This is a genomic window from Hydrogenophaga sp. SL48 (assembly GCF_021729865.1).
In the GTDB taxonomy this organism is placed as follows: Bacteria; Pseudomonadota; Gammaproteobacteria; order Burkholderiales; family Burkholderiaceae_C; genus Hydrogenophaga.
The window spans coordinates 2,928,312-2,940,372 of sequence record NZ_CP063400.1 but is presented as its reverse complement, the minus strand read 5'-3'; the positions used below and the strand labels follow the sequence as shown (position 1 = coordinate 2,940,372).

Sequence of the window (12,061 nt, the reverse complement as noted above, 5' to 3'; positions counted from 1 at the left end):
GGCGGTGCGCTGGGGGACAACGTTCGGTAGAAGGCTCAGAACGGCGCGGTGGACTCCGAGGGGGGCGTGTCGTCGGCGGGCTTGTCGTCGCCGGCGGCATCGGGCTGGGCCGCCGCCGAGGACTGGCGCAGCGAGGCCTTTTCGCCGGCGCTGGCGAACTTGCTGTACTTGCCGGTGATGCCCACCAGCTGGCCGTAGATCTTGGGGTTGGCGGCCAGGCATTCCTTTTGTTCCAGGAAGTTGGCTTCGCCGGTGAAGTTGCCCACCAGACCGCCGGCCTCGGTCACCAGCAGCGCGCCTGCGGCCACGTCCCAGGGCGAGAGACCCATTTCAAAGAAGCCGTCGGTGAAGCCTGCGGCCACATAGGCCAGGTCGAGCGCGGCCGAGCCCGGGCGGCGCACGCCGGCGCACTTGGGCATCACGTCGCCCAGCATCTGCATGTAGGTCTGGAAGGCGTCGCCCGGACGGAAGGGGAAACCGGTGGAGATCAGGCAGTCGCGCATGGCGATGCGTTTGGCCACGCGGATGCGGCGGTCGTTCATGTAGGCGCCGCGACCGCGCGTGGCGCAGAAGAGGTCGTTGCGGCTCGGGTCGTACACCACGGCCTGCTCCAGCTTGTTGCCCACCATGAGCGCGATGCTCACACAGTAGACCGGGAAGCCGTGGATGAAGTTGGTGGTGCCGTCCAGCGGGTCGATGATCCAGACATGGTCTGCGCCACCGTGTTTGCCCGGGCGCTTGCCCGATTCTTCGGCCCAGATGGCGTGGTCGGGGTAGGCGGTGAGCAGGGTGTCGATGATCGCTGCCTCGGCCGCGTGGTCGACTTCGGTGACGAAGTCGTTGGTCTGCTTGGCAGAGACCCGGACCGACTCCACGTCCAGCGCGGCGCGGTTGATGATGGTACCGGCGGTACGGGCGGCCTTGATGGCCACGTTGAGCATGGGGTGGAGTGTGGACGACATAAGTTGTGAGCCTTTGCGCCGCAGCGGGGCTGCGAGCGTGACAGTGGAAGAGCGGGAAGGCTGGACCCCAGGCGATGCGGGGCGGCGACAATCGGGGATTTTACCGTTTCAACACACCAAACACCTCACCGGAGCAAGTGCCCCACCCAGCACACACCGCAGAGCTGGCTTTGCCAGGCTGCTGGTGTGGCCCCCCTGGGGGGTGACGCGAAGCGGCGCGGGGGGATTCCAAATGAAGACGAGATTCATCCTGATCCAGACCAGCCACGCCGGCAACGTGGGCGGTACCGCGCGCGCCATGAAGGTGATGGGCTTTGACGACCTGGTGCTGGTGGCGCCGCGCTGGGCCAACGTGTTGCGGCGCGAAGAAACCATCCAGCGCGCCAGCGGCGCCAACGACGTGCTGGACAAGGCGCGCATCGTGGACACGCTGGACGAGGCGCTTGACGGCATCGAACACCTGTGCGCCACGGCCATGACGCCACGCGACTTCGGCCCGCCCACGCGGCAACCGCGCGAGCACTTTGCTGCGCTGCTGGGCACACCCGAAACGCCTGCGCCCACCCGCCCCGGTGGCGTGGCCTTCCTGTTCGGCTCCGAGCGCTTCGGCATGCGCAACGAAGACGTGTACCGCTGCCACAGCTGCCTCTCCATCCCCACCGATCCATCGTTCGGTTCGCTCAACCTGGCCGCCGCCGTGCAGCTGATCGCCTACGACTGGCGCCAGGCGCTGGGGGGCTACGCCTTGCCGCCCGCCAGCACACCCGAGCGCCCGCTGGCCGATGCGAAAGCGCTGGCCGGCATGCTGCAGCACCTGGAGCAGGCGCTGGTGGCGGTGGACTTTCTCGACCCGGAGGCGCCCAAGAAACTCATGCCGCGCCTGAACCAGCTGTTCAACCGTGCCGCACCGACCGAAGAAGAAATCCACATCCTGCGTGGTGTCGCCAAGGCCATGCTGCAAACCGCCGCGCAGGCGAAGCGATAGACTGACTGCCCGATTCCAACAACAAGACCCCATGTTCGCCCGCATCCGTTCCGACATCCAGTGCGTCCTCGATCGCGACCCCGCGGCCCGCAGCACCTGGGAGGTCATCACCTGCTACCCGGGCCTGCACGCCGTCTGGCTGCACCGCCCGGCGCACTGGTGCTGGACGAACGGCCTCAAGTGGCCGGGGCGGTTCATCTCGCACGTCGCGCGCTGGCTGACCGGCATCGAAATCCACCCCGGTGCCAAGGTGGGCGACCGCGTGTTCTTCGATCACGCCATGGGCGTGGTGGTGGGCGAGACGGCCGAAATCGGCGACGGCTGCACGATCTACCAGGGCGTCACGCTGGGCGGCACCTCGCTCTACAAAGGCACCAAACGCCACCCCACGCTGGGCAAGAACGTGGTGGTGAGCGCGGGTGCCAAGGTGCTGGGGGGCTTCGTGGTGGGCGACGGCGCCAAGATCGGCAGCAACGCGGTGGTGATCAAGCCGGTGCCCCCGGGCGCCACGGCGGTGGGCATCCCGGCCCGCATCATCCCGAGCAAGTCTGGCGAGAGCGCCGACGTGACCGAGGCGAACCCGAAGTTCCAGGCCTACGGCATCACGCAGGAAGACGACCCACTGTCGCAGGCCATGCGCGGCCTGATCGACAGCGCTGCCGGCCAGGATCATCAGATCACGCTGCTGTGGCAGGCGGTTGAAACCCTCTCGAAGCAGCAGAAGGGCGACTGCGTGCCGTCGGACGCGGCGCGCAGCGAATGCTTCGAGGCCGAGAAGCTGAATCAGCTGGTGGGCAAGTGACCGCAGTCGGGCAGCGACGCGGCGTTGCCCCGTGGCGCATGCCCGGCGTGCGTCATCTCCGCTGACAGCCATCCCCTCAGGCCGTTGTAGAAGGCCAGGCCCTGAGCTCGTGCGAGATCACCGGTGGTGAGCACCGCTTCGCGCAGGCGTCCTTCGGCCAGCAGCTCGGCCCGGTAGGTGCCTGCCAGCAGCCCGCTGGACAGTGCGGGGGTGAGCCAGACCCCATCCAGCCGGACCGCCACGTTGCCTCGGGTGAATTCGGTGATCTCGCCGCGTTCGTTGAGCAGCAGGTGGTCGAAGACGCCGGGGTCGGTGGGGGCCAGCGCCTCGTAGTGCGCGCGCCGCGTGGTCTTGTACCGGATGAATTCCTTCAGTGCGCCGCTGGTGGGCAGGGGGGCGGGGGCCAGCGCCACGCGCACCGGCTGGGCGGTCTCGGTCATGGGGAAAGCCTGCACATCGATCCCGCCCCGGGCGTCCAGGGTCAGGCGCACGCGCCACAGGCCTTGCGCATGTCCCGCGGCCAGCCGTGCAAGGCGTTCGCGCAACGCCGGCAGATCGCAGGGGTGGCCAAAATGGCGGGCGCTGTCCTGCAGCCGCTGCAGGTGGCGCTCCAGCAGCCAGTAGGTGCCGTCTTCCAGGCGCAGTGTTTCCAACAGGCTGAAGGGTTCGCTGACCCGGTGAAGCAGGTGGCTCTTGGTCATCAGTTCTTCCCATTCGGCCGCCGGATCGGCGCAGACGGTCAACCCGCTGCCCACGCCGTACCGGGCCTGCCATTCGGTGGTGGTGTCTGTGCGCTGCAGGGTCAGGGTGCGGATCGGCACATTGAAGCTGGCGTGCCCGCCCGGACGGACCACGCCCAGCGCGCCGCAATAGAGGCCCCGGGCGCCCGACTCCAGGCGCTGAATCCAGCGCATGGCCTGCCGCTTGGGGGCGCCGGTGATGCTGCCGCAAGGGAAGAGGGCGCGGAACACCTCGGTGAGCGTGGTGCCCGCGCGGGCCTGGGCCGAGAGGCTGGAGGTCATTTGCCAGACCGAGGGCCAGGCCTCGGCCTCCATCAACCGGTCCACTCGCACGGTGCCCGGCCGCGCGATGCGGTTCAGGTCGTTGCGCAGCAGGTCCACGATCATGACGTTTTCGGCACGCTCCTTGGCGCTGGCCAGCAGGCGCTCGCGGGCAGCGGCGTCCAGGGCCGGGTCGGCCTCCCGGCCGGCGGTGCCTTTCATCGGGCGGCATTGCAAGCGGCCACCCAGCGGATCGGGTTGCCAGTCGAAGAACAGCTCGGGCGAAGCGCTCAGCACGTGGCGCTGCCCGCCGTCCAGCCACAGCAGGTAGCCCTCGGGTTGGCGCTCACGCAGCGCGCGCATCCAGGCCGATGGCTCGCCGGTGAGCGTGCCCGTCAGGGCCGTGGTCAGGTTGATCTGGTAGGCCTCGCCCGCGGCCATGGCCTGCTGCGCCCGTTCCACCTGCTTCAGGTAGTGGGCGCGGGACTCGGGTAGGGTCCAGTGCGCGGTCCCCCGTGTTTCTGACAAGGGGGTGGGGCTGGCCAGCGGGGCCTCGTACACCCCGAACCACACCAGGGGCCAACCTGGGTCGGGCGCGTGCGCGGGCAGCGCGGTGTCGAAGGCCGGCGCGGCCTCGTAGGACAGGCCGCCGATGCACCAGCGGCCCGCCTCCGCCTGGGCCTGAACCCGCTCCAGGGCGGGCAGCACCTCGGCCATGGCCCAGGCCTCGATCACCTCGATGGGGTCGCCGAAGCTGGCGCAAAGCCGGCCACCGGGCACCGCCTGAGGGGCGGTGTCGGGGAAATCGATGAGGGCCCGCAAGGTCGAGCGCTACCGTCCGGCGACGTTCAGTGGTGGTGCCCGTGGGCACCGTGCGCGTGGCCGTGGGCCACCTCTTCGGCCGACGCCGGCTGCACGTCCACCACCTTGACCGCGAAGTGCAGCGTCTGCCCGGCCAGCGGGTGGTTGCCGTCGAGCAGCACCGTGTCACCCTTGATCTTCATGACCGTGAACACCTGCTGGCGCCCCTGGTCGTCCACCCCTTGCAGCTGGCCACCGACCTTCACGCCGGGCGGGAACTCGCTCTTGGGGATGCTGGTGGCCAGGCTCTCGTCGCGCACGCCAAATGCGTCTTCGGGCGGCAGCGCCAGGGTGGCGGCGAAGCCCTTCTCCTGACCTTCCAGGGCCTTCTCGATGCCCGGCAGCGTGTTGTTGTAGCCGCCGTGCAGGTAAGCGCGCGGCTCCTTGCCGTCCTCCAGCAACTTGCCCCGCGCATCGGTGGCGCGGAAGGTGATGGTGACGATGGTGTCTTTGGTGATTTTCATGAGGAACTCTCGGAGTGAAATGCCTTCTTCGTGGGCACCCGTGGAACCGCCCTTCGACAAGCTCAGGACGGGCCACCAGGTGCGTCCCCCCACCGGGGGGAAGACGCGAAGCGGCGCAGGGGGGCTACTTTTGTTTCGGTCGCCAGGCCTTGCAGACCTGATCGTTGGTTTCGAGGTAAGGCCCTTCGATCAGGTCGATGCAGTAGGGCACGGCCGTGAAGATCCCGTTGACCTTCTGGCTGCCGTCCGGGTTCTTCAGGCCTTCCAGCGTTTCGGCGATCGCCTTGGGCTGCCCCGGCAGGTTGATGATCAGGCTCTGGTCGCGGATCACCGCCACCTGGCGCGAGAGGATGGCGGTGGGCACGAAGGCCAGGCTGATCTGGCGCATCTGTTCGCCAAAACCGGGCATCTCCTTGTGGGCCACGGCCAGCGTGGCCTCGGGCGTCACGTCGCGTTTGGCCGGACCGGTGCCGCCGGTGGTGAGCACCAGCGCGCAGCCGGCGTCCACCAGCTGAATCAGGGTCTCGCTGATCTTCGCCTGCTCGTCGGGGATCAGGCGCGGCTCGAAGGTGATGGGGTTTTTCAGCGCGCGCGTGAGCCAGTCCTGCAGCGCCGGCAGGCCCTTGTCTTCGTAGACACCGCTGCTGGCGCGGTCGCTGATGGAGACGATGCCGATGCGCACCGGCGCGGGGGTGAGGGTATCGGTCACGGCTCAGTCCTCCTGCGGTTCTTCGGCGTCGTCTGCCGATGCGTCGTTGGGCGTGAGCGCGGTGCGCACGATCTGGAAGATCTCGCGGTAGGCCTTGCCGTGGCGCAGGGCCTCGCCCGGGCGCTCCGTCACGGCCTGCGCGTCCTTGCGCGCCTGGCGGATCAGGGCGCGCAGGTGCTGCACGTCGGCGGCCGGGTCCTGTTCCAGCCAGCGCGTGAGCGCGTCGTCGTCGGCGATCAGCTTGTCGCGCCACTGTTCGGCCTGGTGCAGCGCCAGCGTGGCCTGGGCCGAGGGCTTGCGCTGTTCTTCGAGCGCGGCTTCGATGGCGCTGATGACGCCGTCATCCAGCTTGCGCATGAGCTTGCCGATGAACTGCATCTGGCGGCGCCGGCCTTCGAAGTTGGTGATGCGCTTGGCGTCGGCCACGGCATCGATCAGCTTCTCGGACAGGCCATGCGTCTCGATCAGGCGCGTCATGAGACTGGCGTTGAGCGTGAGCAGGTTTTCGCCGAGCAATTGGAGGCGGTCGCTCTCTTTTTTCAGGTCGGTCTTGCTCATGTCGACCGAACCCTTGAGCTCGCGCTTGAGTTCCAGGTCGAGCTCGCTGCCCTCGGCAACGAACTGGCCACGGACGAAGTAGCCTTTGGTGGGTTTGCGGGACATCGGGTTTCTTCAAATGGGCTTGTGCAGGGCCTGCAGCAGCCAGAGGGGGGCGGCAAGTATCATAGCCGTCGACATGAAAAAAGCCCCCAACACCCCGTCCCAAGCCCCTTCCTCCACCGCCAGCCAGCCGCTCGCCGGTTTCCAGTACGCACGCAGCCAGTTCGAGGAGCTGGTGGACCTCGCGCTGGGCCATGCCAAAAAGCTGGGCGCCACCGACGCCGGGGCCGAGGTGTCCGAAGGCGCCGGCCTGAGCGTGTCGGTGCGCAAGGGTGAGCTGGAGAACGTGGAGCGCAACCGCGACAAGTCGCTCGGCGTGACGGTGTACCTGGGGCAGAAGCGCGGCAACGCCTCCACCTCCGATTTTTCACCCGCTGCCGTGCGCCAGACGGTGCAGGCGGCCTACGACATCGCCCGCTTCACCGCCGAAGACCCGGTGGCCGGTCTGCCCGACCCCGAAGACATCGCCGACAGTTACCCCGACCTCGACCTCTTCCACCCCTGGGCGATCGACTCCGAAGAGGCGCTGCGCATCGCGCTGGCCTGCGAGGCCGCGGCCTTCGCCACCAGCAAGAAGATCAGCAACAGCGAAGGCGCGGGCGTGTCGGCCCAGCAGTCGCACTTTTTCACCGCCCACATGCGCGGCGGCGAACGCGGCAAACCCGGCATCTTCAGCGGCGGCTACGCCAGCTCGCGCCACAGCCTGTCGGTGGCGCCGATCGCCGGCAAGGGCGCGAACATGCAGCGCGACCACTGGTACAGCTCGATGCGTTCGCCCGACGACCTCGCCACCCCCGAAGCGGTGGGCCGCTACGCCGCCGAGCGCACGCTCGCGCGCCTGAACGGCCGCAAGATCGCCACCACCGAATGCCCGGTGCTGTTCGAGTCGCCGCTGGCCGCCGGCCTGCTGGGCGCCTACGTGCAGGCCACCAGCGGCGGTGCGCTGTACCGCAAGACCACCTTCCTGAACAACAGCCTCGGCAAGCGGGTGATGGCGAAACACCTCGACATCGTCGAAGACCCCCATGTGATCAACGGCAAGGGCAGCTCGCCGTTTGACGACGAAGGCGTGCGCACCGTCAAACGCAAGGTGCTGAGCGCGGGCAAGGTGCTGGGCTACTTTCTCTCCACCTACTCGGCGCGCAAGCTCGGCATGCGCACCACGGGCAACGCAGGTGGCTCGCACAACCTCACGCTCACCAGCCGCCTGACCCAGCCCGGCGACGACCTCAAGGCCATGCTGCAGAAGCTCGGTCGTGGCCTGTTCGTCACCGAGCTGATGGGGCAGGGCGTGAACTACGTGACCGGCGACTACTCGCGCGGCGCCTCGGGCTACTGGGTGGAAAACGGCGTGATCGCCTACCCGGTGCACGAGATCACCATCGCGGGCAACCTCAAGGACATGTTCCAGGGCATCGAGGCCGTGGGCGCCGACGCCTACAACTACGGCGCCAAGACCGTGGGCTCGATCCTCATCAACAAGATGAAGGTGGCGGGAAGTTGAAAGCCCCCAAGCGTCCCGCGCCTCCCGGGCGCAGGCCGGGGCTCCGCCGCTGCGCGGGTCGCTGCCCCCCGAGGGGGCTGTGCCGCCTTGGGAGCGGCCCGGCGGCGGCCCTGTTCCGTTGATTCGGTTCCTTGGTCATGCGTCCCGAAGCCCTGGCGCTGCTGGCGGCCGCCTGCTGGGCCGTCTCCAGCCTGTTCTCCGCGCCACCCGCCCAGCGCCTGGGCGCGTTCGCGTTCAGCCGCTGGCGCATGGTGTTTGCCTCGCTGATCCTCTGGGGCCTGGCGCTGGCCAGTGGCGGCTGGCGCAGCCTGGACATGGCCACCGTCGCCCTGCTGGGGCTCTCGGGCGTGGTCGGCATCTTCATCGGTGACACGGCGCTGTTCTCCTGCATGAACCGGCTCGGGCCACGGCGCTCGGGCGTGCTGTACGCCACCCACGCGCTGTTCTCCTGTGTGCTGGCCTGGGCCTGGCTGGGCGAGACCGTGTGGGGCTGGGCCTTGCTGGGCAGCGGCCTGCTGGTCGGGGGCGTGATGGTGGCCGTGGCCTGGGGCAAGCGCGGCGATGAAACCCACGCCTGGGAGCAGACGCGCGGGCCGCTGGCCATCGGGGTGGGGCTGGGGCTGCTCTCGGCGCTGTGCCAGTCGCTGGGCACCTTGATGATCAAGCCGCTCATGGTCACCGGCGTCGATCCGGTGGCGGCATCTGCCACGCGCATGAGCCTGGCCCTGGGGGCGCACACGCTGCTGTTCGCGTCGGGTTGGTCGGGTGCGCGGGCGCAAGCGCCTTTGCGGCGGCAGGACGCCTTCCTGATCTTCATGAGTGCGGCCGTGGCCATGGCGCTGGGCATGACCCTGATCCTGATCGCGCTGCGCGACGGTCAGGCCGGCCTGGTGGCCGTCATGTCCTCGGTCACGCCGGTACTGATCCTGCCCTTGCTGTGGCTGGTGTACCGCCGCCGGCCGGCGACGGGCGCGTGGCTCGGCGCCGCGCTGGCCGTGGCGGGCACGGCCTTGATCCTGGGTTGAGCGGTCGCAGCGGCGGAGTGTGGGGGCCCTATTTCTTCCGCTGCACGAACAGGTTGCGTTTCGCGTCCTCCGGGTAGGCGAAGGTCACCGAGCCGCTGCGCACCTTGCCCATCACCAGCATGTTGGGTGTGACGGCGTCCTTGTCGTCCAGGCTGAAAGGCTTGTCGTAGGTCGCGACCACCCCGTAGTACACGCGCGGGATGTTTTCCAGTGCCCCCTTGACGGCCGGGCCAGTGAACTTGCCGTCCCGGATGCCGAACAGCGCGTAGGTCAGCAGGTAGGTGCTGTCGTAGGCCTGGGCGGCCGCCATCGGCACGGCGATCTTTTGCTTGAACTTGCGCGAGTACGCGCTGAGAAAGGCCGCGCGCCGCTCATTGCTGGGTTCGGCGATGAAGGTCTGTGCCATCAGTGCGCCGTCGCCGGCCGCCTTGGCGCCATCAATGAAAAACGGAAACGAGAGGGGCCAGGCGCCCACCTGGGGCACGTCCCACTTGAGGTCGCGCCGGCCGTTGGCAATCGCCGCGTTTTCCGGGCCGACGGTGTAGCTGAACACCACGTTGGCGCCCGCGGCCTGTGCTGCTTTCAACGGCTCCTTCAGGTCTTTCACGCCCAGCGGAAAGCGCGCCACGTGCACCGCCTTGAGGTTCTTCGCCGCCAGCGCGGCCTCGACGTCCTTCAGCCCGGCCTCGCCGTATCCCGTGGTGTCGGCAAAGATGGCCACCTTGGTCCAGCCGCGTTTGACCAGGTCGTCCACCACGAACGGGGCCTGGATCGAGTCACGCGCCGAGGTACGGAAGATGTAGCTCTGGGGCGCGGGGAATCTGGCGGTGAGCGGTGTGCCGGTGGCGCAGGGGATGATCAGCGGCACCTGGGCGGTCTGGTAGGCCTCCAGCGACTTGGCGGCCACACCGGTGTTGCAGAACCCGATGGTGGCCACCACGCCGCCACCGACCAGCGCTTGCGAGCCTTTGAGGCCAACGTCGGGGTTGCCTTGATCGTCCTGGACCACCAGCTCCAGCGGGCGGCCCAGGTAGCCGCCCACGGCGTTGATTTCCTCCACCGCCAACTGCACGCCGTGCAGCATGGGGCTGCCGAAATCGGATGACGGGCCGCTGAAGGGCCCGATGACCCCGATCTTGACCGTGGGGTTGGTCTGGGCGGCCGCCGACAGGGCGACGGTGGCGGCCAGCAGGCCGATGGCTTGGGAGAAACCGGGACGCTGTCGCTGCATGGGGCACCTTTCAAAGTGCCGCGAGTGTAGGAAGCGCCAGGCACCAGCGAAGTCGCGGTTTTCCCTGAGAGAGACCCCGGTGGTCAGTGATCCGTCAGCCTGTGGCGACCGCCGGAGGGGCTGCCCCTGCCTTATCCGGCCAGCGCGGCCTTGACGGCGGCCGAGACCTGGCCCATGTCGGCCTTGCCCGCGAGGCGGGTTTTCACCGCACCCATCACCTTGCCCATGTCGCCCGGGCCTTTGGCGCCCAGTTCGGTGACGATGGCCTGGACTTCAGTGGCCACTTCCTCGGCCGACAGGCGCGCGGGCAGGTAGGCCTGCAGCACCTTCATCTCGGCGCTTTCCTTGTCGGCCAGGTCCATGCGGTCGGCCTTGGTGAAGGCCTCGATGCTGTCCTTGCGCTGCTTGATCAGCTTGTCGACGATGGCGATGACCATGGTGTCGTCCAGCTCCACGCGCTCGTCCACTTCCTTCTGCTTCATGGCCGCGGTCAGCAGGCGGATGGTGCCCAGGCGCTCGCTGTCCTTGGCGCGCATGGCGGCTTTCATGTCTTCGGTGATCTGTTCTTTGAGGCTCATGGTGTGCTTTCTGTGGTTCGCTGAACCCGCGATTGTCTCAAACCATTTCCAGTGAGAGCAATTCCTCCACCGTCTGCCGGCGGCGGATCACACGGTGGGCATCGCCGTCCACCAGCACCTCGGCCGCGAGCGGACGCGTGTTGTAGTTGCTGGACATGGAGGCGCCGTAAGCGCCTGCGTCGTGCAGCACCAGCAGGTCGCCCACGCGGGCTTCGGGCAGCTCGCGCGTGAGCACCACGCCGCCTTCGGCCTGGGTGAACACGTCGCCCGATTCACACAACGGGCCGGCGACCACGGTGGTGGTCTGGGGGCGCGGGTTGTGATCGGCTGGGATCAGGCTCATGCCGTGGAAGGCGCCGTACATGGACGGGCGCATCAGGTCTGAAAAGCCCGCGTCCACCAGGGTGAAGCGGTTGCCGCCCATGGGCTTGGTGGCGCGCACCTCGGTGAGCAACACGCCGGCCTCGGCCACCAGGTAGCGGCCGGGTTCGATCTCCAGGTGCACGGCGTGGCCGAGGTGGGCGGCGATCTCGCGACGCGCGGCGTCCCAGAGGCTGAAGTAGTGCGTGGTGTCGATGGGGGCTTCGCCCTCGCGGTAGGGGATGGACAGGCCGCCGCCCGCCGAGATGGCCTGCATGTCTGCGCCGCAGCCTTTGACAAGGTCCACCATGGCGCTGCACACCTGCTGCAGGTGACCGTAGTCCACGCCCGAGCCGATGTGCATGTGCAGGCCCACGAGCCGCAGCCCGTGCTGCGCCACCGCCGCCAGCGCGGCGGGCAGCTCGGTGTGCCAGATGCCGTGTTTGCTGTGTTCGCCGCCGGTGTTGGTCTTGTTGCTGTGGCCGTGGCCAAAGCCCGGGTTGATGCGCAGCCAGACCGGATGGCCGGGCGACGCGGTGCCCAGCTGGTGCAGCATGTCGATGGAACCGGCGTTCACCGGAACTTGGTGCTGCACCACGGTGGCCAGCGTGGCGTGGTCGAACAGGTCGGCGGTGAAGACGATGCCCGAGGCACCCTGGGCATCGGGTGCTGCGGTGTAGCCGGCGGCCAGCGCGCGTTCGATCTCGCCGCGCGACACCGCGTCCACCACCACGCCCTGCTCGCGCATCAGGCGCAGCAGGTGGGTGTTGGAGTTGGCCTTCTGGGCGAAGCGGATGGTGTCAAACGCACGCAGGTCGGCGATGCGCTGGCGGATGGTGGCGGCGTCGTAGACCCAGAGCGGGGTGCCGTGCTGGCGGGCGAGGGACTGGAGGAGGGCGGGGGCAAAAGGGTTCATGGC

12 protein-coding genes are annotated in these 12,061 nt (G+C 68.4%); 4 read left to right on the top strand and 8 right to left on the bottom strand.

Annotated features, from left to right (window positions below; genetic code table 11):
- Positions 1 to 35: 35 nt before the first annotated feature.
- The gene (locus tag IM738_RS13895; RefSeq protein ID WP_236961387.1) at positions 36 to 962 is read right to left on the bottom strand and encodes an inositol monophosphatase family protein; all 927 of its coding nucleotides are present in this window, start codon (positions 960 to 962) and stop codon (positions 36 to 38) included.
- A 232-nt stretch (positions 963 to 1,194) separates the two neighbouring features.
- Here IM738_RS13895 and IM738_RS13890 point away from each other — a divergent pair, with 232 nt between their 5' ends.
- Positions 1,195 to 1,947: an RNA methyltransferase gene (locus IM738_RS13890; RefSeq protein WP_236961384.1), complete on the top strand. Its 753-nt coding sequence runs from the start codon at positions 1,195 to 1,197 to the stop codon at positions 1,945 to 1,947.
- Positions 1,948 to 1,978: 31 nt separating this feature from the next.
- Complete coding sequence (gene cysE / locus IM738_RS13885; RefSeq protein WP_236961382.1) at positions 1,979 to 2,749, top strand: serine O-acetyltransferase; 771 nt, start codon at positions 1,979 to 1,981, stop codon at positions 2,747 to 2,749.
- Here cysE and IM738_RS13880 read toward each other — a convergent pair.
- The 4 genes from IM738_RS13880 to yjgA all read right to left on the bottom strand — a co-directional run bounded on the left by IM738_RS13880 (position 2,731) and on the right by yjgA (position 6,447).
- Positions 2,731 to 4,572: a chorismate-binding protein gene (locus IM738_RS13880; RefSeq protein WP_236961381.1), complete on the bottom strand. Its 1,842-nt coding sequence runs from the start codon at positions 4,570 to 4,572 to the stop codon at positions 2,731 to 2,733. The genes cysE and IM738_RS13880 overlap by 19 nt on opposite strands.
- 26 nt (positions 4,573 to 4,598) lie before the next feature.
- The gene (locus tag IM738_RS13875; protein WP_236961380.1) at positions 4,599 to 5,075 is read right to left on the bottom strand and encodes an FKBP-type peptidyl-prolyl cis-trans isomerase; all 477 of its coding nucleotides are present in this window, start codon (positions 5,073 to 5,075) and stop codon (positions 4,599 to 4,601) included.
- Positions 5,076 to 5,199: 124 nt separating this feature from the next.
- On the bottom strand, positions 5,200 to 5,784 hold the full coding sequence (gene mog, locus IM738_RS13870) for a molybdopterin adenylyltransferase (RefSeq protein ID WP_236961379.1): 585 nt from the start codon (positions 5,782 to 5,784) through the stop codon (positions 5,200 to 5,202).
- A 3-nt stretch (positions 5,785 to 5,787) separates the two neighbouring features.
- Positions 5,788 to 6,447 carry a ribosome biogenesis factor YjgA gene (gene yjgA, locus IM738_RS13865; RefSeq protein WP_236961377.1) on the bottom strand — a complete coding sequence of 220 codons (660 nt, stop codon included), beginning with the start codon at positions 6,445 to 6,447 and terminating at the stop codon, positions 5,788 to 5,790.
- A 73-nt stretch (positions 6,448 to 6,520) separates the two neighbouring features.
- Here yjgA and pmbA point away from each other — a divergent pair, with 73 nt between their 5' ends.
- Positions 6,521 to 7,948 (top strand): metalloprotease PmbA, encoded by a 1,428-nt coding sequence (gene pmbA, locus IM738_RS13860; protein ID WP_236961375.1) that lies wholly within the window; start codon positions 6,521 to 6,523, stop codon positions 7,946 to 7,948.
- A 137-nt stretch (positions 7,949 to 8,085) separates the two neighbouring features.
- Positions 8,086 to 8,973, top strand: coding sequence for a DMT family transporter (locus IM738_RS13855; protein ID WP_236961369.1), 888 nt, complete (start codon positions 8,086 to 8,088; stop codon positions 8,971 to 8,973).
- A gap of 28 nt (positions 8,974 to 9,001) precedes the next feature.
- Here IM738_RS13855 and IM738_RS13850 read toward each other — a convergent pair whose 3' ends face one another.
- From IM738_RS13850 to lysA, 3 genes are all read right to left on the bottom strand, one after another.
- Positions 9,002 to 10,204, bottom strand: a complete 1,203-nt coding sequence (locus tag IM738_RS13850; RefSeq protein WP_236961368.1) for an ABC transporter substrate-binding protein — start codon at positions 10,202 to 10,204, stop codon at positions 9,002 to 9,004.
- Between the two features lie 131 nt (positions 10,205 to 10,335).
- The gene (locus IM738_RS13845; protein ID WP_236961367.1) at positions 10,336 to 10,782 is read right to left on the bottom strand and encodes a GatB/YqeY domain-containing protein; all 447 of its coding nucleotides are present in this window, start codon (positions 10,780 to 10,782) and stop codon (positions 10,336 to 10,338) included.
- Positions 10,783 to 10,819: 37 nt separating this feature from the next.
- Positions 10,820 to 12,058, bottom strand: a complete 1,239-nt coding sequence (gene lysA, locus IM738_RS13840; RefSeq protein WP_236961366.1) for a diaminopimelate decarboxylase — start codon at positions 12,056 to 12,058, stop codon at positions 10,820 to 10,822.
- Positions 12,059 to 12,061: the final 3 nt, after the last annotated feature.